Source organism: Paenibacillus lautus NBRC 15380, assembly GCF_004000945.1.
Taxonomy (GTDB): Bacteria; Bacillota; Bacilli; order Paenibacillales; family Paenibacillaceae; genus Paenibacillus_AQ; species Paenibacillus_AQ lautus.
This window is the reverse complement of sequence record NZ_BIMF01000011.1, coordinates 96,123-117,719: the sequence shown is the minus strand read 5'-3', so window position 1 is coordinate 117,719 and position 21,597 is coordinate 96,123. Positions and strand designations below refer to the sequence as shown.

The 21,597-nt window shown below is 50.4% G+C and carries 21 protein-coding genes and 1 riboswitch; of the genes, 15 read left to right on the top strand and 6 right to left on the bottom strand.

The genetic code is table 11. The features are described 5' to 3' along the window. Positions 1-3 precede the first annotated feature (3 nt). Positions 4-1,215: a VWA domain-containing protein gene (locus tag PLA01S_RS19505; RefSeq protein ID WP_127593630.1), complete on the top strand. Its 1,212-nt coding sequence runs from the start codon at positions 4-6 to the stop codon at positions 1,213-1,215. A 137-nt stretch (positions 1,216-1,352) separates the two neighbouring features. On the opposite strand, the gene PLA01S_RS19500 is transcribed toward PLA01S_RS19505, so the two are convergent. Beyond that, positions 1,353-1,532: a hypothetical protein gene (locus tag PLA01S_RS19500; RefSeq protein ID WP_127593629.1), complete on the bottom strand. Its 180-nt coding sequence runs from the start codon at positions 1,530-1,532 to the stop codon at positions 1,353-1,355. Positions 1,533-1,767: 235 nt separating this feature from the next. On the opposite strand from PLA01S_RS19500, the gene pxpB reads away from it, so the two are divergent. The 4 genes from pxpB (at position 1,768) to PLA01S_RS19480 (ending at position 4,954) form a co-directional block, all read left to right on the top strand. Then, entirely contained in the window at positions 1,768-2,487 is a 720-nt protein-coding gene (gene pxpB / locus PLA01S_RS19495) for a 5-oxoprolinase subunit PxpB (RefSeq protein ID WP_127593628.1), read from the top strand. Then, positions 2,484-3,485 carry a 5-oxoprolinase subunit C family protein gene (locus tag PLA01S_RS19490; RefSeq protein ID WP_127593627.1) on the top strand — a complete coding sequence of 334 codons (1,002 nt, stop codon included), beginning with the start codon at positions 2,484-2,486 and terminating at the stop codon, positions 3,483-3,485. The genes pxpB and PLA01S_RS19490 overlap by 4 nt, the downstream gene beginning before the upstream one ends. Positions 3,486-3,491: 6 nt before the next feature. Then, positions 3,492-4,250 (top strand): LamB/YcsF family protein, encoded by a 759-nt coding sequence (locus PLA01S_RS19485; RefSeq protein WP_127593626.1) that lies wholly within the window; start codon positions 3,492-3,494, stop codon positions 4,248-4,250. 65 nt (positions 4,251-4,315) lie between these two features. Continuing rightward, positions 4,316-4,954, top strand: a complete 639-nt coding sequence (locus tag PLA01S_RS19480) for a pyroglutamyl-peptidase I (RefSeq protein ID WP_127593625.1) — start codon at positions 4,316-4,318, stop codon at positions 4,952-4,954. Positions 4,955-5,088: 134 nt separating this feature from the next. On the opposite strand, the gene PLA01S_RS19475 is transcribed toward PLA01S_RS19480, so the two are convergent. From PLA01S_RS19475 to PLA01S_RS19465, 3 genes are all read right to left on the bottom strand, one after another. After that, positions 5,089-5,490, bottom strand: coding sequence for an immunity 7 family protein (locus tag PLA01S_RS19475; protein WP_127593624.1), 402 nt, complete (start codon positions 5,488-5,490; stop codon positions 5,089-5,091). 19 nt (positions 5,491-5,509) lie between these two features. Continuing rightward, positions 5,510-7,576, bottom strand: coding sequence for a restriction endonuclease fold toxin (locus PLA01S_RS19470; RefSeq protein ID WP_246059683.1), 2,067 nt, complete (start codon positions 7,574-7,576; stop codon positions 5,510-5,512). Between the two features lie 297 nt (positions 7,577-7,873). Next, a complete protein-coding gene (locus PLA01S_RS19465) occupies positions 7,874-9,007 on the bottom strand; it encodes a phosphodiester glycosidase family protein (protein WP_127593623.1) in 1,134 nt (377 codons plus the stop codon). A 231-nt stretch (positions 9,008-9,238) separates the two neighbouring features. Between PLA01S_RS19465 and PLA01S_RS19460 the strand changes: the two genes are divergently transcribed. Genes PLA01S_RS19460 through PLA01S_RS19450 form a run of 3 tightly spaced genes read left to right on the top strand, consistent with a single transcriptional unit; the run spans position 9,239 to position 11,177 of the window. Continuing rightward, a complete protein-coding gene (locus PLA01S_RS19460; RefSeq protein ID WP_127593622.1) occupies positions 9,239-9,607 on the top strand; it encodes a GntR family transcriptional regulator in 369 nt (122 codons plus the stop codon). Next, entirely contained in the window at positions 9,607-10,497 is an 891-nt protein-coding gene (locus tag PLA01S_RS19455) for an ABC transporter ATP-binding protein (RefSeq protein ID WP_127593621.1), read from the top strand. The genes PLA01S_RS19460 and PLA01S_RS19455 overlap by 1 nt, the downstream gene beginning before the upstream one ends. Further along, positions 10,494-11,177 carry a hypothetical protein gene (locus PLA01S_RS19450; RefSeq protein WP_127593620.1) on the top strand — a complete coding sequence of 228 codons (684 nt, stop codon included), beginning with the start codon at positions 10,494-10,496 and terminating at the stop codon, positions 11,175-11,177. Before PLA01S_RS19455 ends, PLA01S_RS19450 begins: the two co-directional genes overlap by 4 nt. A gap of 16 nt (positions 11,178-11,193) precedes the next feature. Here the strand turns inward: PLA01S_RS19450 and PLA01S_RS19445 are convergent, their stop codons facing one another. After that, entirely contained in the window at positions 11,194-12,519 is a 1,326-nt protein-coding gene (locus PLA01S_RS19445) for a voltage-gated chloride channel family protein (protein ID WP_127593619.1), read from the bottom strand. Positions 12,520-12,591: 72 nt separating this feature from the next. Further along, positions 12,592-12,652: riboswitch (Fluoride riboswitch) on the bottom strand. 231 nt (positions 12,653-12,883) lie between these two features. Between PLA01S_RS19445 and PLA01S_RS19440 the strand changes: the two genes are divergently transcribed. Genes PLA01S_RS19440 through PLA01S_RS19425 form a run of 4 tightly spaced genes read left to right on the top strand, consistent with a single transcriptional unit; the run spans position 12,884 to position 17,775 of the window. Continuing rightward, the gene (locus PLA01S_RS19440; RefSeq protein ID WP_127593684.1) at positions 12,884-13,939 is read left to right on the top strand and encodes a FecCD family ABC transporter permease; all 1,056 of its coding nucleotides are present in this window, start codon (positions 12,884-12,886) and stop codon (positions 13,937-13,939) included. Continuing rightward, the gene (locus tag PLA01S_RS19435) at positions 13,940-14,974 is read left to right on the top strand and encodes a FecCD family ABC transporter permease (RefSeq protein ID WP_127593618.1); all 1,035 of its coding nucleotides are present in this window, start codon (positions 13,940-13,942) and stop codon (positions 14,972-14,974) included. Positions 14,975-15,028: 54 nt separating this feature from the next. Next, positions 15,029-16,744 (top strand): ABC transporter ATP-binding protein, encoded by a 1,716-nt coding sequence (locus tag PLA01S_RS19430; RefSeq protein WP_127593617.1) that lies wholly within the window; start codon positions 15,029-15,031, stop codon positions 16,742-16,744. A 32-nt stretch (positions 16,745-16,776) separates the two neighbouring features. After that, positions 16,777-17,775, top strand: a complete 999-nt coding sequence (locus tag PLA01S_RS19425; RefSeq protein WP_127593616.1) for an ABC transporter substrate-binding protein — start codon at positions 16,777-16,779, stop codon at positions 17,773-17,775. 137 nt (positions 17,776-17,912) lie between these two features. Here the strand turns inward: PLA01S_RS19425 and PLA01S_RS19420 are convergent, their stop codons facing one another. Next, positions 17,913-18,317, bottom strand: a complete 405-nt coding sequence (locus PLA01S_RS19420) for a winged helix-turn-helix transcriptional regulator (RefSeq protein WP_127593615.1) — start codon at positions 18,315-18,317, stop codon at positions 17,913-17,915. A gap of 191 nt (positions 18,318-18,508) precedes the next feature. Between PLA01S_RS19420 and PLA01S_RS19415 the strand changes: the two genes are divergently transcribed. The 3 genes from PLA01S_RS19415 to PLA01S_RS19405 all read left to right on the top strand — a co-directional run bounded on the left by PLA01S_RS19415 (position 18,509) and on the right by PLA01S_RS19405 (position 21,590). Continuing rightward, positions 18,509-19,714 (top strand): MFS transporter, encoded by a 1,206-nt coding sequence (locus tag PLA01S_RS19415; RefSeq protein WP_127593614.1) that lies wholly within the window; start codon positions 18,509-18,511, stop codon positions 19,712-19,714. A gap of 115 nt (positions 19,715-19,829) precedes the next feature. Then, positions 19,830-20,675: an aldo/keto reductase gene (locus PLA01S_RS19410; RefSeq protein ID WP_127593613.1), complete on the top strand. Its 846-nt coding sequence runs from the start codon at positions 19,830-19,832 to the stop codon at positions 20,673-20,675. 120 nt (positions 20,676-20,795) lie between these two features. Further along, complete coding sequence (locus PLA01S_RS19405; protein ID WP_127593612.1) at positions 20,796-21,590, top strand: SDR family NAD(P)-dependent oxidoreductase; 795 nt, start codon at positions 20,796-20,798, stop codon at positions 21,588-21,590. Positions 21,591-21,597: the final 7 nt, after the last annotated feature.

Here is a 21,597-nt window from a genome sequence, read left to right as displayed (position 1 = left end):
GCGATGAGTGGCATACCGGAACCAAACCAAATATCGCGTTGGCGGCTTATTCTGGGCCAGTCGGCTGAACCTCAGCTAGCGGGCTATAGCGCCGGGGGAAACGTACAGCTGTCGGAGGAAGAAATGATTATGGACCGTGCGCTGGCCGCGATTTATGATAGTACGGACGGCGGGGCGGAAGCTGGAAGTGCGTCCGCGGGGCAGCGGGCAGCCGGGCAAGGAAAGTCGGCTCCCCGGCTCGCGCAGTGGCTGGGTGATGTCCGCTCCTTTTTCCCCGAAGACGTGGTTTCCATTATCCAGAATGATGCCATGGAACGAAAGGGCTGGAAGCAGCTGCTGTTTGAACCGGAGGTTCTGGCTACGGTCAAGCCGGATATACAGCTGGTTGGCACGCTGCTGTCCCTGAAAGGCAAGATTCCCGAGAAAACCAAGGATACGGCACGCCTGCTGGTGAAGGCGGTTGTGGACGAGCTTGTCCAGCGCCTGCAGGATGATATTCGCAGGGCAGTGACTGGTGCCTTGAACCGCAGGCGGCATACACCGCTTCCTTCGCTCAGCGGTATTGACTGGAAGCGGACGATACAGCGAAATCTGAAAAATTATGATGCGGACCGCAAGCAGATCATTCCGGAGCGTTTTTATTATTTTGACAGAGTAAGACGAAGAAAAGAATGGACCGTCATCGTGGATATCGACCAGAGCGGTTCCATGGCGGAATCCGTGATCTGGGCTTCGGTCATTGGATCCATATTTGCAAGCATACCTTCGCTCGACACCCGTGTGGTTGTATTCGATACGGAAGTCGTTGACTTGACGGAGCAGTGTGCCAATGATCCGGTGGATATGTTATTCGGCATCCAGCTTGGCGGCGGAACGGATATTCATAAATCCGTTGCGTATTGCGAGCAATTTATTGAAGAACCGAAAAAGACTCTGTTTATCATCATTTCGGATCTGTACGAGGGCGGCAATCAAGCCGGGCTGATTCGGCGAATGCGTGAATTACGGGAAGCGGGAGTCAAGACGATGTGTCTCCTCGCATTATCCGACGAGGGAAAACCGTTCTATGATGAGCAGGTAGCCAGGTCACTGTCGAGAGACGGAACACCTTGCTTTGCATGCACCCCTGCGCTTCTTCCGCAGCTGGTGGAAGGAGCCCTTAAAGGGCATGATCTGGCGGAACTTGCGAAGCGGTTAGGCACCAAGGGGATTTAAACCGAAAGCTTAAATAAGAGCTTCATGGATGGCTAATTAAACCATAAAAACCCGAATGACTGTAAAATAATACACCTAAAAAGACCTCACGGACGATCCTGTAAACAACGGATCATCCGTGAGGTCTTCTACTTGTATTATTGTTGGTTCTCGGAGCTATGACCAGAGTTTGGTTGCTGCTGCTGTTTAAACACCTCGGCTGCTTCTTCGGCAGAAATCTCGGTGTCAAATTCACCTGGAATCGGCATTTTGTTCAATTTCGTGGTTTGTACTTCTGCTTTTGTCGGTTCGTTACTGTTATGGTTTTGTGGGCTCATGTTGGTGGCACCTCCTTATTAAAGTACGACTTCTGTATTTTGCCAACCATTCCCTAAAATTATGCAGATAACAGCATGGACGCTTGACATGATCCGTACAGAGCCAACTGTTCCTGATTCTATCGACAAATAATTTAACTTCATATTCAACGGATGCCCGTTTCTCTGCTATCATAGGAATAATCATTCAATGATTGACGATAATCAGCAGTCCATATGGAACGGAGAATGTCCTATGAGTAAGTCTTATTCGTTCTTCCCTTTAGGGGATTCGGCTGTTCTCATTCAATTCGAAGACATCGTGAGCGAGAAGGTACATCGCCTGGTTACAGGTATGACGAGGCGATTGGAAAAGAACCCTATTCCAGGCTGGATCGAATGCATCCCTTCGTATACGAGCGTTGCGGTTTACTATGATCATGATAAGATCGGCAAACCAGACGGATTCGATACGGTGTTTGCTTATGTCTGTTCGATGTTGGATGAGCGGATGGAGGAGGAAGCTGGAGGGAAGGACATCACAAAATATGAGGTTGTTGACATTCCGGTTTGTTATGGGGGCGACTATGGACCGGACCTGGACGAAGTCGCTCAGAAGAACCACCTTTCTCCCATGGATGTCATCCGCATTCATTCCGGGCAGGATTACTTAATCTACGCCATCGGATTTGCGCCCGGCTTCCCCTATGTCGGAGGTATCCCGGAGCAAATTGCGACACCGAGGAAACAGACTCCAAGGCTGCTTATACCGGCTGGATCGGTAGGAATCGCCGGCACGCAAACCGGCATTTATCCGATCGAAACGCCGGGCGGGTGGCAGATTATCGGCCGGACACCGCTCGCTTTATTTCGCCCCGAAGCTGAGCCTCCAACGCTGTTGAAGAGCGGGCAATATATCCGGTTTCGGCCTATTCAAGCGGAGGAATACGAACAGATAAGGGAAGTGGGTCTATGAGTATAACCGTTATAAAGCCGGGACTTCTTGTTACTCTTCAGGATGCGGGAAGACGGGGTTACGGCAGATACGGTATTATCATGGCAGGAGCCATGGATAACTACGCTTATCGGATCGTCAATCGACTAGTTGGCAATGAGGATGAACGGGCCGTTCTGGAAATTACATGGTCAGGATTCGCGGTTGAATTTCATAGCGATCGGTGGGTTGCCATTACAGGCGGAGATCTATCGCCATCGATCGAAGGCGTGAAGGTTCCTATGTGGCGTCCCGTGCTGATCAAAGCGGGCCGTGTTCTGCGCTTTCAACAGCCGGTAACGGGCTGTCGCGCTTATATGGCCGTATCGGGCGGATTTGATGTCTGCCAGGTCATGGGAAGCAGCAGTACGTATTTAAGGGCCCGAATCGGCGGGCATGAAGGGAGACCGTTGAAGAAAGGGGATACGGTGCATGCCCATCCTTCTCGGCTTCCCCTGGTTTCGTCTAAACGATACCTTGATGATTACGGCGGTTTCCTCACCGTAAAATGGGCCGTCTCTGCTGAAGGGTATCCTGGTCCAGGACAGGAGGCGGTGATACGCGTGCTGAAAGGGCGTCAATATGATAACTTTGACGAAGGCAGCAAGCAGGCGCTGCTCGGAGAACGGTTCACCGTAACTCCGCAATCGGACCGTATGGGCTACCGATTGTCCGGCCCGTTGCTTCAATTAAGCCATGCAAAAGAATATATATCCGAGCCGGTAGCCCTTGGAACGGTGCAGGTACCTGCAGATGGCCAGCCCATCATTCTAATGGCGGATCGGCAGACGCTTGGAGGCTATCCCAAAATCGCACAAGTGGCGACCGTCGATATTTCGTTGATCGCTCAGCTGTCGCCTGGGGCTGCGATTCGCTTTGCGGAAATATCCTTGGCAGAAGCAGAACAGCTTTATACAGCTCACGTTCGAGAGCTTCGAATGTTGGAAACCATGATCAAGCTTAAATTAAAGGAGTTGTGAGTCAGCATGGTTCGAGTGGACCTAAACTGCGATATGGGAGAGAGCTACGGTGCTTACAGGTTAGGCAATGATACGGAGCTTCTTCGCAGTATAACTTCAGCAAACATTGCTTGCGGATTTCATGCAGGCGATCCGGCGGTCATGAGGGCAACGGTCCGTCAGGCTATCGCAAACGGTACCGCGATCGGTGCCCATCCTGGCTTGCCTGATCTGGTCGGTTTCGGAAGAAGAAGAATGGAGATTACGCCTGCCGAAGCTTATGATATGGTAACCTATCAGGTTGGAGCCTTGATGGCTTTTGCGATACAGGAAGGGTCCGGGCTGCAGCATGTAAAACCTCACGGTGCTCTGTATAATATGGCAGCGACCTCCAGACCCCTTGCAGACGCGATTGCATCGGCAATCAAGCATATCGATCCAACGCTCATTCTGTATGGGTTGGCAGGCAGCGAGTTAATCGCGGCGGGGGAGAGGGCTGGCCTTCGCACAGCAAGCGAAGTGTTTGCGGATCGTACCTACCAGGATGACGGCACCCTCACGCCGAGAAATCTGCCGGATGCCATCATAAGCGATCCCGAAGCTGCGGTCACGCAAGTCGTGCGGATGGTGAAAGAAAGAGTGGTAGTTACCCTGAGCGGCAAGGTGATCCCCATTACGGCAGATACCGTCTGCATTCATGGAGATGGCGCGCACGCATCGCTGTTCGCCAGCACCTTGCGATCACGGCTTGGAGCTGAAGGAGTAAGCATTCAAGCGCTGCTATAATAAAAGTCAGGATGCTATTTACGTGACCCGGCAGCTTACATAAACGAGTACAGGAGATATGACAGATGTTAAAAATATTAATTTCAGGCTTTGAACCTTTTGGCGGAAGTTCTATCAATCCAACCGAAAAACTGGTTAAGGAGATCAAGCACGACGACTTCCCCGGTGCAGAAATCAGAACGCTGCTTCTTCCCGTACATTACGATGAGTGTGCGGACATTCTGCTGCAAGAGATGAAGGCATACGAACCCGATGCGGTCATCGCCTGCGGCGTAGCGGGTGGGCGGACCGCCATTACACCGGAGAGGATCGCCATCAATATCAAGGATATACCGCCGGAATCGACGATTTCGGATAATCGTGGTGCAAGACCTCAAGATGAGCCTATAGACGCTGACGGACCGGACGGACTATTCTCGACTCTCCCGATCCGTTTGATGGTCAACCGGCTGAAGGAAGCTGGAATTCCTGCTTCGGTATCCAATACAGCCGGAACATATATTTGCAACAATACGATGTATGCGATTTTGAACGAAATTCGCCTTCAGCAAAGATCTGCTATTGGCGGCTTTGTGCATTTTCCGGCTTCGACGGAGATGGCCGTGGAGAAGCCGGCCTTGCCGACCTTATCCCATGAAACGATGTTGAATGGCCTGCGGATCATCGTGCAGGCAACGATGGAAGAATTGAACGGACGAGCTTAAGTCACTGTCACTCATCCATTGGTAATATCCATTCGGATATACCAACGATAACGGCTCAACAAAAATCCCGCAGCTTCCCACCATGAGAACAAAACATGGTGGGGTTGCGGGATTTCTATGATTTCATATGGTCATTAATCGACCTCATCTTCGATCACCGGGACGCAAGGGGAGAGAAACGAATCGCGTTGTTCCCGCAGTTGTCCCCGTGCCAGCACCTGAACCCGGAACTCGTTGTCATAACCCTCCAGATTTTCATCATCTCGGGTATACAGAAGACCGTATGAGCCGGGAGCGATTTCGCCAATCAATTGGTACAGCGCTACGATCTCGGCAGCCTCAGCTCCCTTGCGGTTCGTAAAACCTCCGACATGAAGGTAATAGGAGCCGTTAGCCGCATTTAAGGATAGCAAGCCGCTGCCCCATGCAAACTCGGTCATCTTAAGCTGTATTTTCTGAATGATCATGTCGAGCTGCCCGGCATCCGCTTCGGCAGGATTCTCCTGGATGGTAGCCCAGCCGTGAAATTCATACATGAATGTTCACTCCTTGTCGTTATAATGGATCGGTATCAATGTGGACTTCTATTCCATATCTTTGGCTGTATTCATGTAATTTGTCAATAACGGATTGGGCAGGCTCTCCTTCAAAATGATAATAGACCTTTCTGCCGGTTTGCTCCGCTGCTTCAAAGGTCGCTTTCATTTGATCACGGACCTTTTTGTTAACCTGCTGCAAAGCCGGCTTGGTCTGGGCAATATATTCATCGCTAACGGCGTCGAATTCCCGCCCGATGGGGTCGGAATCAAACTTCATTCTCGATTCTCCGCCAAGTCGCTCCGCAAGCGCATCGGCGGCAGCATCCGGTTTGTTAACCTTCTGCAGTTCTCCGGAATATCTCGGCACCTCTTGCGGTGTGTCGTTTGGTTCGTCAGACTTTTCATCATCGGGTTTGTCTTTTGGCTTTTCTTCCTCCGGCTTTTCGTTGTCAGGCTTATCTGGATTCGGCTTATCTTCATCAGGTTTATTCTCATGGTCACCATCTGGCTTCCGCGGATTCTCTTCCGGTTGTTCATTCGTACCGTCAGGCTTTGGATCGCGAGTTCCGCCAGTTGGAGTATCCGGCTCATCGCGCGTTTTCAAGCCGACTTTTTCGGCGAGTGTATCCAGCCACCTCCCGGCTCGTGGGCCCAGCTTATTGGACAGCCAAGATAACCCTTTACCGACTGGAATACGGCTGAGGATAACGGCTAACACGGCAGCGGCCGCATTTTGTGGGGATAGCAGCTTCTTCGGGTCACGGATGTATCCGGCAATCTCGTGTCCGCCACCGGCAATGCCGGCACCGGTCAAGGCAATACCAAGAGCAGGCCAGAAGCTGACAAATAGCAGGGAAAGGGCAAAAGCTCCCAATATGAGACCCGCTTGTTCCCAGCCGCTAAGCCGATCCCACCAGTTCTGGAGAGAGTCGAACAAGCACGCGAAACAAGAGGAGTCGCCAGCTATCATCGAAGCGCCGATACTGGACAGGATCCCGGCAGCAAGTATGAGGATGCCGATGGCTCCCAGAACGGCGGTATACTTTCTTACATTTTCCTGGACCTGATCCCTTTGGCCTGCTGCTTCGAGATTGCCATACAATAACGAATATCCGAGCTCGCGTCGTTCTCGGTAGAATCCGATCAGGTAACCGAGGCGTTTCCGGTCTGTAAAGAGAGCCCGCGTCATCTGCCAACACTCCGTTAATGGATTGATGAGAGCCTCACCCTTCAGAACCGGGAGACGGTCACGAATTCGATGCAGATCGAAATAGTCGATGAATAACCCTGCAACCAGCAGGATTAGGAAGATGCCTTCGGTTCGGTAGCCCTCACCAGTCCATTCATGAAGAGTAAGTACCCACTCCGGCAGCCGATTCTGTCCATTCCAGGCCGCATGATTCAGGATAGCCCAGAACAGAAGGACAGCCGGAAATGCATAGACCCAGCGTGTCAGACGTTTGGCGTATCGAAATGCTATGCCGATTCCAAGCGCGATCATGGCACTATGTACAGGATGCGTAACATTCATCATGGTCGGAATAAAGCTTTCCTCAAAGTAGCCCGGAAACCAATCGAAGAACTCCCAGTGGAGCGTTTTGCCGCCGAGAAAAGACACCCCGTAATTGCTTTGGACCAAGCGTCTTGACAGCTCCTCCATAAATTGAAAGCCAATGCCGGGAGCAGCCCCTAATAATACATAATCGCTCAGGCTTAACGTAGTGGCTCTTCTTGAAAAAAATAAATACAATGCCAGCGGCAGCAGCTTGTAGATTTCCTCAACGACCGGTGTCATGACGGCGAATGACCATGTGTCGGTCGTCCGTCCTCCAAAAATCAAATGAAGTCCCTGCATGGTCCCGTTGGTCAAGGGAATGACCAAAAGAACGCCTGAGAGTACAAACAAGCTGACCTGCTTCCAGGTAACGGTTTTGCTCCGGCTTAGCAGCCAAAATTGCAGTAGTACATAGAAAGACCACAAATATTGCACAAGCATGGTCCGCGACTCTTCGATCAGAACCAGACTTATAACGAGCACCAGCAGGGAAAGCCAGGAAAATAAGTGATACACCTTGGCAATCAAAGGGTACCTCCCAATCCATTCCTTCCAAACCCGATATATCCCCTCCATCGTGTCCCTGATTCTCGTCCGAATGACTGCAATAGACGATGTAATCGAATCCACCCCCCGCTGAATGAACCACTATCTTACGAATCGCTCCCTATAGACAGTTTGCTATATATTTACACAATGGGTCCTCATAGTGAAACATTTCTTTGATCAGCATATGCGGTTCGAAGGGGAGGTAGTGCTGCTAAAAAAAGAAAACTCCCCTGATCAGCCGGTAGAATATCCGGATAACCAGGGGAGAGGAGGTGATTATTTATATTTTACGACGATGGCATTGCTGATCTGACGGCCTGGCGTCGTTAAGTAAGAGCCGTTATAATACAATCCGCTGGAAGCCCCGCCATCTAGATTCATTGCTTGGTAGGCACCTGCCTGCTTCATGATTTCCGCCAGTTGAGGAATGGTTGCTCCGCCTGTCGTTAACATAATCAGCTTATGATCCTTCGTGATACCCAGCGCGCTTCGTGCGCCGCCGCCCGTCAGTATCTTCGGATCCTTGAATCCTTCCTTCTTGACGTCCAGCGTCACCGTGCCATTGGTCAACAGACGCGGACCCGCTTGAAGTGCTCCTTCCATGCGGCCTGCATCATATACGGATTTGAAGTCGAGTCCCGGCATCATCGTCGCCAGATTGTTGCTGTCATAGGTGAAGATCGTCCGGTTATCTCCCGAGGCCTTGTGAAAAATATTGCCTTTGCTGACCAAATAACCGTACGGTGCTTTGTACGCTCCCGAAGTATAGGCGTCAAAGAACGTCCCGTTGATGGCAACTACGGCGTTGCTGCGCTTCGCTATGCTCCGCAAGTCTTCGACTTTCCCTGCTTTATTGCCTGCCAAAACCACGTCCAGTTCCACCTTCGGATGGAGCAGCGAAACGGTGACGACCTGTGCGCTGAAGGAACGGGAGCCCACTTTAAATGTTTTTCTGGCCGACGTCACGGCCTTGGATGAACGGGTCATCATGTTCCCCGAAAGAACGGGTAGGGTGTTTGACACGCTGCCGTCCGTAATGTTCAGGGTGGATCTGTTATTGCTCCAGGACAGCTTAAGACCCAGATGCTGGCTGACAAATTGCAGCGGTACATAAGTGGAGCCGTTCTCGGAGAACGGGGCTGCTTTAGCCTGAACCTTTTTGCCGTTTATATAGGCATTCCGACTGCCCAGATATAGCGTTAGAGCAGTATCTTCACGGGTGATGTTGAGTTTCTTCTCTGCAGCTGTATAAGCTACCTTTACGCCGTCATAGGTCTTGAGTACCCCGACCGAGATGAAGGACTGGTTGTTCTTGTCCACGTAGGCCAAATTTTTGGGGGCGGATGCGGCATAAAGCGGCGTGATGACCGTCAGCATGGCCAGTACAACGATTGCAATGATTCTTTTCATGTTTTCTCTCAAGCTCCTTTTTCTCTTTATCTGTATTGGGCGTAGAATTTGTGCCTATATTTTATCGGCTTACAGGGACTATTTGTTTAGGACAAAAGTCTATGATCTCTCCTGTTTTTGTGAAAAAATTCCGAGAACCCATTGACAAAGAACTTCATCTCTTATATGGTTAATTACATGAGTAACTAACCAATTATCTAACGAGGTTATAAACGAAAGTTGGTGAGGTAAATGGCATTTCAGATTGATGACAGCAGACCGATATTCATGCAAATTGCCGACAAAATTGAAGATGACATCATCGAAGCACGACTGCCTGAGGAAACGCAGGTTCCATCAACGAATCAGTTTGCAGCCTTTTACCAGATCAATCCGGCAACGGCTGCCAAAGGCGTAAATCTGCTGGTGGATCAAGGAATTTTGTACAAGAAACGGGGGATTGGCATGTTTGTAGCTTCTGGAGCTCGTGAACTGCTGATGGAGAAGCGCAAGACGGAGTTTTATCAACAGTACGTGGTCGCCATGGTTAAGGAAGCGGCTAAACTTGGGATTACCAAAGATCAATTATCGGAAATGATCCGCAGGGGGGAGCAAGACTGATGAGCCAAACCGTGATTGAAGTCAAGAATTTGAGCAAGGCATACAAGGATGCAACGGCTGTCGATAATGTGAGCTTTACCATCGAGGCGAATAAGATCTATGGATTGCTGGGCAGGAACGGCGCGGGCAAAACGACCATCATGCAGATGATAACGGCGCAGCTGTTCCCAAGCCAAGGGGAGATTCGCGTATTCGGAGAGCATCCATACGAAAATCAGAAGGTGATCCGGCAGGTATGCTTCATTAAGGAAGGCCAGAAATATCCGGATATCTTTACGGTCAAGGACGTTATGGGAATTGCCGCTAACGTTTATCCGAATTGGGATGCGGCATATGCGAACAAACTGATCGAGGTATTCCGGCTGCCTATGAAACGACTCGTAAAGAGATTGTCCCGCGGCATGCTCTCATCGGTAGGCATCATCGTCGGACTCGCCAGCCGCGCACCGATCACGATCTTTGATGAGCCTTATCTTGGACTCGACGCCGTGGCAAGAGAGCTGTTCTATGATCATCTGATCGAGGATTACACGAATCATCCACGCACGATTATTCTGTCCACGCATTTGATTGATGAGGTTAGCAAATTGCTGGAGCATATCATCGTTATCGATTCCGGTCGAATTTTGCTTGACGATGCTACGGATGACTTGCGGGGACGTGCGTTTAAGATCGTCGGTCCCTCCGGAACGGTTGAATCGTTTATCCAAGGGCTGGAAGTGATACATCGGGAGTCGTTCGCTTCCATGTTGTCCGTCACGGTGATGGGAAGTGCGACTACGAAGTTGCATAAAGAGGCGGAGGAATTGGGCTTGGAAACAACCCCCGTTTCCCTTCAACAATTGATCGTATATTTAACTAAGCGCGAAAAGGTGGGGATCCAACCATGAACGGAATTCCTGGCGTAATCCATATTTATTCGAGACAGAAACTATCCTGGTTCTATTTGCCCTGGGCCATCACGGCATTCAGCTTTCTGATCAACTACATTATCAGCGTATTGGTTAATGGTGAAGCGATCTATGCCGGGGGATTGGCAACGATCTTTATCTATGTGTTTATCGCGGCTCTGGTATCGGTGCTGCAGCTGTTTCCATTCTCCCTCGGATTCAGCATTCGAAGAACGGACTTCTATCTGGGCTCTGTTCTGATGGTGGTATCGTACAGCGTCTTTACGTCGATTATATTATTAGTTTTAGCAGAAATTGAACGTATTACGGGTTCTTGGGGAGACCGGATATCGTTCTTCAACCTGCCGTATTTGAATGACGGCACGCTATTAGAACAATTCATCATTTATTTCATATTGCTTCTTACATTTGCCTTTATTGGGATAGGAATCGGCGTGTTCTATCTTCGTAATCGCGGCATTAAGACCTTTGTCATGCTTGCGACCTATTTCATTCTATTATCGGGGCTCAGCGTACTGATCACCCAATATGGCTGGTGGGGACATGTGATTGACTGGGTTGTGAAATACACTGCTTTTGAATTGTCGCTGTGGTTCATTCCGATCACGCTTATCCTTGCTCTCTTCAGTTACCGTTCGATTCGCAAAAGCTCGGTGTAAGGCAAAAGACGTCCGATTACTCGGACGTCTTTTGCCTTAGCTTCCGTTTGTTTAACGTCTTCGATCCGGCAAGGGTCGTGCCCGGCGGGTACGAGAGCCGTGGGTGTTTGGAAGTGCCGATGAGCTGAGATGTGTAAATGCCGGAGTGACCGGAAAAGAGATAACTGATGACGCAGGCCATAAACATATAAACGGCACCTTCCCCGCCGAACAGTTCGATTCCCATGATAAAACAAGCAATTGGCGTGTTCGTCGCTCCGCAGAAGACGGCAATAAATCCTAATGCCGCCAGGAACGGTGCGTATAATCCGATCCATCCCGACAACGCGTTGCCAAGCGTTGCCCCGATGGCAAACAATGGGGTAACTTCTCCTCCCTGAAACCCTGCTCCGAGCGTCAGCGAGGTAAAGAGGATTTTGCCGAGAAAGGCGAGAGGCGATACTTCGCCTGTGAAGGAGGCTTCGATCAGGGGGAGCCCCAGCCCCAAATAATCGCGTGTCCCAAGCAGATAAACCAGTCCAATGATGATGATGCCGCCGACAGCGCTTTTGATCATCGGATTCCGGAAGAAATAGCTGTACCACCGTTTCAAGGAATGGGTTAGCTCACTGAATAGTCGGCTTGTCAGACCAAAGAGTATCGAGGCCAAAATCACCTTTAGGATCACCATGAAACTCAAAGCCGGAATGTCTCCGATCGAATAATGCAGATGGCTGACACCCCATAGAGAGGTGGCCGTCAGATTCCCGACCAAGCTGGCTACGAATGCAGGTAATAGTGCTTGATGCGAGATCACTCCGATGGCAAGCACTTCAAGTCCAAACAGCGTTCCCGCTAGCGGCGTGCCGAAGATGGATCCGAAACCGCCGCTAATTCCGCAGATAAGCAGGGTTTTTCGATCCGCCGGCGTTACGCGGATAAGCTTACCGAACCATTCCGATAAACTTCCTCCCATCTGAACGGCAGTGCCCTCACGTCCTGCGGAGCCCCCGAACAGATGCGTGATTAATGTTCCGATTAGAACTAAAGGCGCCATTCGCAATGGAACGGATTCCGTACCGCCATGGATTTGTTCAAGGATGAGGTTATTCCCTTTGGTACTGCTCTTGCCAAACTTGAAATATAGGTAGCTGACCACGGCGCCTCCCATGGGAAGGAAGAACAGCAGCCAAGGGTTCTCCATGCGAAGGGAGGTTACATAGTCCAGACTGTAAAGAAAGAAGGCGGAGGCACTGCCCGTCATCAATCCAACGAAGCTTCCCAGAACGATCCATTTGATGAAGTAACCGGACAACAAGGCGTAGGGCCATTTTTCGGTACCTTCAAACCATTTTTTAATCATGCAAATTCACCCGTTTCTATGTATTCGCCGCTAACCCTTCAATATACAAACAGACTCCTACCAGGAAAGCGACCTCTGGTAGGAGTCATTAGCTATCGAAGCGGTTATGGCGAACTCCATCGCCTCATTCAATTAGCATTTATTGTAATGGAATAGAGGTTTCTGTGTCAATGGCACAATCCATCAGGAGCGAGCTTTTTGTTGAGCCAAAAGAGGTATGCTTTAATTTGGAAAAAAGTGCTTGACTTGGACATGGACTTTTTTCAGGTAAGAAATTCAAGATGTCCATGGACGCAGGAAAGACCTTTATTTTATAGTTACAGATGATAATGAGAATCAATATCAAAGTATTGAGGGGAAAATGATGTCATCAAACACGTCCAATCCAAGTCTTACAGATTCCAAGACCCACGTTAAACTCAAGGGGCGACCATGGGCTGCGACCCTGATTCTCACCGGAGGCATGGCAGCGCTGGTGCTTGGCATAGCTTTATCGATATCGCTCGGTGCGGCCGAGATTGATCTGCGAAAGGTATGGGAGGCGGTGTTTTTCTTTAATCCCGATGTGACGGAGCATCAGATTATACAGGAGCTGCGCTTGCCGAGGGTCCTCGGTGGGGCGATGGTGGGCGCCTGCTTTGCGGTATCGGGCGCGATCATGCAGGGGATGACCCGGAATCCGCTCGCTGATTCAGGTTTGCTCGGATTAAATGCGGGAGCGGGTTTTGCCATTGCCCTCTGCTTTTCGTTTTTTCCGGGGCTGCCTTATATGTACCTGATTCTGTTCTCATTCCTTGGGGCAGGATTAGGTGCGGTACTCGTGTATGGTGTCAGTTCCATGGCAAAAGGCGGTCTGACATCGGTACGTCTTGTTCTGGCGGGTGCTGCGCTTAGTGCTCTGTTAAGTGCGCTTAGCGAAGGCATCGCATTGTATTTTCAGGTCGGACAGGACATGGCTTTCTGGTATGCAGGCGGAACGGCGGGGATTAAGTGGGTCCATCTGAAGATTATGCTGCCGTGGATCGTCGCTGCTATATTGGGAGCTATTGCGTTGTCACGCTCCATTACCATGCTTAGCCTCGGCGATGAAATTGCCCGCGGGCTCGGGCAGCGAACAGGACTCGTCAAGCTGGCCGGAACGGTTATCGTGCTGGTGCTGGCTGGCGCTGCCGTCTCGGTTGTCGGTGCGGTAGGCTTTGTCGGTCTCATGATTCCGCACGTCACGCGCAAGCTGGTCGGCGTGGATTACCGGCTCATCATTCCTTGCTCGGCAGTACTTGGGAGCTTGCTGGTCGTCATTGCCGACCTTGCAGCAAGAATGGTGAACCCCCCTTACGAGACACCGGTGGGCGCGATCATCGCGTTGATCGGGGTGCCCTTCTTCCTCTACTTGGCACGCAAAGAAAGGAGGGAACTGTGAATGGAAGCTGTTACCAATAACATGCATGAACGAAAAGGCAGGAAGCGCAGGTTCATGACACTGTCTGTCCTGGTTGCATTAATCATTCTGGTCTTTCTGATCAGTATGAACACGGGAGTCATTCGTTTATCGCCGCTTGAGGTCATAAAAACCCTGTTTGGCAGCGGGACGGACAAGCAGGAACTGGTGCTGTTCGAATTCCGCTTGCCGCGGATCGTCATCTCGCTGCTTATTGGGGCCGGGTTAGCGATATCGGGATGTGTGATGCAGGGAATCTCCCGTAATGAGCTGGCGGATCCGGGAATCTTGGGGATTAATTCGGGAGCAGGCTTGATGGTGATGCTGTTCATTTCATTTTTCCCAAGCACGACGGCGGCTCCTGTCTATCTACTGCCGGTGCTTGCATTGATTGGGGCGAGCTTAACCGCTGCCTTAATATGCGTGCTGGCCTATAAGAAAAATCAGGGCTTTAAGCCGACTGGGCTGCTGTTAACTGGGATTGCCGTTGCGGCTGGCATTAGTGCGGCTATGATCGTGCTAACGCTGCGCTTGAGTCCTGAAAAATACCAGTTTGTTGCCACTTGGCTAGCGGGCAGCATTTGGGGTTCGAGCTGGAAGTTTGTATTGGCATTGCTCCCATGGATCCTTGTGCTTCTGCCCTTCGTCATGTATAAAGCGCAGGTGATGAACGTGCTCAATCTTGGAGAACCGATGGCGACCGGACTCGGTGCTTCCGTCACAAGGGAGCAGCTGAAGCTGTTGGCAGCGGCGGTTGGCTTAGCAGCCTCCTGCGTCGCGGTAAGCGGCGGAATTGGATTTGTCGGACTTATCGCGCCCCACCTGTCCAGACGCTTGGTCGGTGCGAAGCATCAGATGCTGCTGCCGGTAACGGCGTTGGTCGGTGCACTGCTGGTCATCACAGCCGACACTCTGGGACGTTGGATTATCCAACCTTCTGAGATTCCTACGGGGATCGTGGTTGCGGTGATTGGTGCTCCCTATTTCCTGTACCTGTTATCCAGGTCAAGAGCTTAAAAGGGGAAGGACTTGCTCATTTCTATAACGGAATTACGGATTAAGGAGGTCCTTATGCTGCGTCAATTTTTTTCCTACTACAAGCCTTATAAAGGGCTGTTCATACTGGATTTTTGCTGCGCGATCTTTGCAGCTTTGCTGGAATTGATATTCCCGGTTGCTGTCAACCGCGTGATAGACGACCTGCTGCCGAGTGGAAACTGGAAGTGGATCTTATACGCTTGTTTGGGTCTTCTCGGCATTTATGTTGTCAGTTCCTTCTTGCATTACGTGGTCACCTATTGGGGGCATAAACTCGGCATCAACATTGAGACCGATATGCGCAAAAAGCTGTTTGATCGGGTTCAGAAGCAATCCTTCCGTTTTTTTGACAATAACAAGACGGGGCATCTAGTCTCGCGGATGACAAACGACCTGATGGATATCGGGGAAATTGCCCACCACGGTCCGGAGGATCTGTTCATTGCCCTTATGACGCTTGCCGGAGCCTTGGGCATCATGCTCGGGATTAATTGGCAGCTTGCCGTAATGACGTTTGTGATCGTTCCATTGATGATTTATTTATCGCTGTATTTCAGTGGAAAAATGTCGGCAGCATTCAAGCGCATGTTCTCCGATATTGCCGATTACAACGCACGTGTGGAGAACAACGTCAGCGGTATCCGTGTGGTTCAAGCCTTTTCGAATGAGGAGCATGAAATGACGCGTTTTGCTGAGAACAACAACCGCTTCCGCGTGACAAAGCTGATTGCCTACCGCATTATGGCGTGGAACTCTTCGATCAGCTTTATCCTGATGAAATTCATTTCCCTGTTCGTTTTGGTGTGCGGTACTTGGTTCGTGATCGAAGGCCGGATGACCAACGGGGAATTTATCGCTTTTGTTATGCTGTCCAATGTGTTCCTCGGTCCGATTAAACAGATCAATGCGGTCATTGAGATGTATCCGAAGGGAATCGCCGGCTTTAAGCGTTATTTGGAGCTGCTTGAGAGCGAACCGGACGTTGCGGATACGCCGGGTGCAAAGCCGGTTAACCATCTGCGGGGAGACATTGCCTTTGACGGGGTATCCTTCGGGTACGAGAACAAAGATCAAGTGCTGCAGAATGTCAGTTTGTCCATCCGAGCAGGTGAAACCGTTGCGCTTGTGGGTCCGTCCGGAGCAGGCAAGACAACGTTGTGCTCTTTGCTGCCGCGTTTCTATGACGTTGAAGCCGGGAGGATAACGATTGACGGGATCGATATCCGAGACATGACGCTGCAATCCCTTCGTTCCCATATTGGCATCGTGCAGCAGGATGTTTTCCTGTTTGACGGCAGCATCCGCGAAAATATTGCCTACGGCCGGCTCAACGCTGCAGAGAGCGACATTATGGAAGCCGTGAGCCGTGCCCAGCTTGAGGAGCTGGTCGCTTCACTTCCGGATGGGCTGGACACCTTAATCGGCGAGAGAGGCGTTAAGCTGTCCGGCGGACAGAAGCAGCGCCTGTCGATCGCCCGGATGTTCCTCAAGAACCCGCCAATTCTTATTCTGGATGAAGCGACGTCTGCATTGGATGCGGAGACCGAAGCGGCGATTCAGCAGGCGCTGGCCGAACTGTCGGAGGGACGCACGACCCTGGTGATTGCACACCGGCTCGCAACGATCAAGAATGCAGACCGCATTGTGGTTGTTGCAGACAAAGGCATTGCCGAACAAGGAATCCATGAGGAACTGCTCGCGGCGCACGGCATATACAGCCGATTACATCGAGCTCAATTCGGGGCTTAAATCCAGCCATCATTTTATTAGGAGGATAAAACATGTTCAAGTCTAAAATACGTGTCATGCTCTCCACGCTCGTGTTATGCTCGATCGTTATTTCGGCATGCAGCGGGAATGGAAATACCGCGAATAATGGGGGCTCTGCCGGTGAAACCACTGCGGGCACGGACAAGCCCCTGACTGAGGCCTCAGCGCCCACGACTAAAAAGGTGGATACGATTAACGGAGAAATCGAAATTCCGGCCGTGCCCGAGCGAATTGTAGTTGATGCCTACCTGCCAACTCTGCTGCTGCTCGGAGAAAAGCCGGTCGGCGCGACAGCGACGGATCTCGAGAACGTCCATATTCAAGACATGATTGAGGGCATAGAGAACACGGGGGGAAGCGCTCCGGAAAAGATTGTGGAATTGAACCCCGACCTGATTATCAGCGCTAACTCGGACCCGGAATTATACGAGAAATTGTCCAAAATCGCACCGACGGTCATTCTTCCTTATGAAACCTATCGAAGCGTGCACGAAGAAGTAGAGGGATTGGGGGCTATTCTAGGCAAAGAAGAAGAAGCGAAGAAATGGCTAGCTGATTTTGATGAGAAAATAGAAGGACTGCGCGCGAAAGTGAATATTGTGGTGGAAGAGGGAGAGACTTTCTCGATCTTTGGTGCATTCGGCAAAACCTTCTATCTGTACGGTGACGGCATTTATCGCGGGGGCTTGGCGATCTACAAGGAGCTTCAGCTAACACCTCCGGCAACGATTCAAAAAGAATTGATTGATGCCAACGTGACATATAAAGAGGTCTCCCTGGAAGTGCTCAACGATTATGCAGGCGATTATATCTTCTTTGATGAGTCTAACGGTGCCAAGATGGATAAGAAGGATAAGGTGTGGACATCGATTGAGGCGGTGAAGCAGGATCGCGTGTTTTATCTGGATGCCAAGCGGTTCTGGCCGTTTGATCCCATTGCTGTCCTGGCTCAGGCGGAGGAAGTGACGGAAATGATCGTTAGCCAAAAAGAGAAGGAAAACGCGAAATAACCAGCGGTATCGGTGATCCCGGATAGATTGCTGGGCGACTTCGAATATGCTAGGAAGAGAGGGTTTATACGAAAAGGGCACGGTCCGTGATCACGGACCGTGCCCTTGTTGTTATTAGGATTGCTTAACATTCAGATTTAGCGCGCATCTGTGGATGTTGGCTCGTCCACGGCTTTCAGTTTATCATTCAGAATACTATCTTCAAGCACGCTGAATTTGTCCCCATATACTTTCGTAATGTGTTTTTCTCCCCATGCACAGAGCATATCCAGAATTCCGCTCAAACTCATGCCGTAATCGCTCAACTCATATTCCACTTTGGGCGGCACTTGATTATGAATAATGCGATTGATCACGCCATCATCCTCGAGCTCCCGCAGCTGCTGGGTCAACATTTTTTGCGTGATATGCGGCATGAGACGCTTCAGTTCATTGGTTCGTTTACGGCCATGGGTCAGGTGACACAGAATGACGCATTTCCACTTGCCTCCGATCACTTCCAATGTCGCTTCGACGGCGATGTTGTATTTCTTTGCTTGCATAGTCATCCTCCTATTTCTATAGGCACTAAAAAGTGCCTAGGGTACTGTCAGGTACCTACATTACAAAAAAGTACGTTCTTCACACAAAAAACGATATAGATCATAATAGCATTTGCCAGCTGGATTACACCATACTCAATATTTTTACAATATACAAGCAAGAGAATAGGATAGGGGGAAATATCAACACCATGATGATAGATAAAAGAAGAAGTTTGTTTGCGCTGCTGGCGCTTGCCGTTAGTGCCTTCGCTATCGGAACAACGGAATTTATCAGCGTAGGGCTGCTGCCGTTGATTGCGGAGGATATGAATATATCCGTAACAACGGCCGGATTAACCGTTTCGATGTATGCGCTGGGCGTTACCTTTGGGGCGCCAATCCTAACGTCGCTAACGTCCAGGATGTCCAGAAAAACATTGCTGCTCTGGATTATGATCATTTTTATCATCGGTAACAGCTTGGCGGCCAGTACAGCTTCCATTGGTATTCTGCTTGCCGCACGCGTACTGTCGGCCTTTTCTCATGGCGTATTTATGTCGATCGGCTCAATCATTGCCGCAAGCGTGGTGCCAGAGAATCGCCGGGCATCGGCGATCTCCATTATGTTTACGGGCCTGACGGTAGCCACGGTCACGGGCGTTCCGCTTGGAACGTTTATAGGTCAACAGTGGGGCTGGAGACTTGCTTTTGTTGCCATTGTTGTAGTCGGTATTGTTGCGTTGATTGCGAACAGTATCCTGGTCCCTTCGGACTTGCCTAAGGGAGAACGCACTTCATTCCGGGACCAGGCTAAATTGCTGACGAATGGCAGACTGCTGCTTATGCTCCTGATTACGGCTCTCGGTTATGGCGGCACCTTCGTGGTCTTCACTTATTTATCCCCATTGCTGCAGGATATAACAGGCTTTAAGGAAAATACGGTGGCCATCATCCTGCTTGTATACGGGATCGCTATTGCGGTCGGCAATGTGATCGGCGGGAAGGCAGCCAATCGCAACCCGCTTAAAGCACTGTTCTATATGTTCATCGCCCAAGCGCTGGTGCTGTTCACGCTTACGTTTACCGCACCGTTTCAAGTGGCGGGACTCATCACCATTATTCTCATGGGATTTCTGGCTTTCATGAATGTGCCGGGACTACAGGTTTATGTCGTGATGCTGGCTGAGCGGTTTGCACCGGGGGCTGTGAATATGGCGTCCGCGCTCAACATTGCCGCATTTAATGCCGGCATCGCCATCGGCGCTTTTCTAGGAGGCTTGATCACGAATTCCATGGGTCTGATTCATACGGCATGGATCGGGGCGCTGATGGTACTCGGCGCGGTGGTTCTCACCGGATGGAGCTTGAAGCTGGAACGGAAGAACTCGGAGAAGCCGGATAAGCAAGCGGCCTGAATGCCTGAGTGATTATTTTATGATGAAGGGAGGTGATGTCTAAGCGTTTTATCGGAGATACTTCATTATAGGTTAATTTAATCACAACCCAAAAAATGTTCGGAGGTTTATCAACATGACAGCACAACACTTACAAGATACAACCACTTTATATAATGGCGTCAACATGCCTTGGTTTGGATTAGGCGTATTTAAGGTAGAAGAAGGACCGGAGCTGGTGAATGCCGTACGTACGGCCATCCAGCATGGGTATCGCAGCGTGGACACGGCCGCCATATACGGCAATGAAGAAGGCGTGGGACAAGGCATTCGCGAGGGCTTGGAAGCTGCCGGTATCAAGCGGGAAGATCTGTTTGTCACATCCAAAGTGTGGAATGCCGATCTGGGTTATGAATCGACTATGAAGGCTTACGAGGAGAGTCTTCGGAAACTGGGCCTGGAATATTTGGATTTGTACCTTATACACTGGCCGGTTGAAGGGAAATATATAGAGGCGTGGAAGGCGTTAGAAACGTTGTACAAAGAAGGACGCGTGAAAGCGATCGGTGTGAGCAACTTCCAGATTCATCATCTGGAGCGGTTAATGAAGGAAACGGAAATCAAACCGATGGTGAACCAGGTGGAATATCATCCCCGATTAACGCAAAAAGAATTGCAGTCGTACTGTCAGGCGAACGGAATTCAGCTTGAGGCTTGGTCTCCTTTAATGCAAGGACAGCTGCTGGATCAAGAGGAGCTTCGAAACATTGCCGACAAACATCATAAATCCATTGCCCAGATTATTCTTCGTTGGGATATGCAGAACGGCGTAGTCACGATTCCGAAATCGACCAAAGAACATCGGATCGCCGAGAATGCGGCCATCTTTGATTTTGAATTGTCTGTTGAGGAGATGCAGCGCATCGACAGCTTGAATCAGGATCACAGAGTGGGACCGGATCCCGACAATTTTGATTTCTAAGAAATCTGCGTGAACGGCAAGAATAGAAGTGTAATGAATATTGTGGCTCTCCTGTACTGTCGGCAGCACAACAGGGGTCAGGAGAGTCCATTCCTACATAATTTGGAAGGAGAGAACAAGATGAATCTGGATCTTAAGGGAAAAGTCGCATTGGTAACAGGCTCGACATCCGGTATTGGCAAAGCGATAGCCATGTCGCTGGCAGCCGAGGGAGCTTCCGTCATTATTAATGGAAGGCATGAGGATAAAGTTAAACAGGCGATCCATGACATTCATGCCGTGCACCCGGATGCCGAGCTGCGTTATGCCGTGGCGGATCTCGGAACGGAGGAGGGCTGTCATCAGGTCAGGGAAGCTGCTCCGGTCGTTGATATTCTGATCAATAATTTAGGGATCTTCGAGCCTGCTGAATTTTTCGATATACCCGATTCGGAGTGGTTCAGGTTCTTCGAGACGAATATCATGAGCGGTGTCCGGTTAACCAGACATTATTTGAAGAACATGATCAATCGCAATGAGGGTCGAGTTATTTTTATCGCAAGCGAAGCAGCTGTCATGCCTTCCCAGGAGATGGCACATTACAGCGCGACCAAGACGATGCAGCTGTCCCTTTCCCGGAGCTTGGCCGAGCTGACGACAGGAACCCGCGTAACGGTAAATACCGTGATGCCCGGATCCACTCTTACGGAAGGCGTTGAAACGATGCTGAATACGCTATATCCAGACGAGGAACTTGCCATCCAAGAGGCAGAGCAGCGGTTTATGAAGGAAAATCGGCCGACTTCCATTATCCAGCGGTTGATTCGACCGGAGGAGATTGCGGATTTTGTTACGTACCTCAGCAGCCCCAAATCCTCGGCGATTAACGGTTCGGCGCTTCGAATCGACGGGGGCTTGGTACGAAGCGTATTCTGAGCAAGGT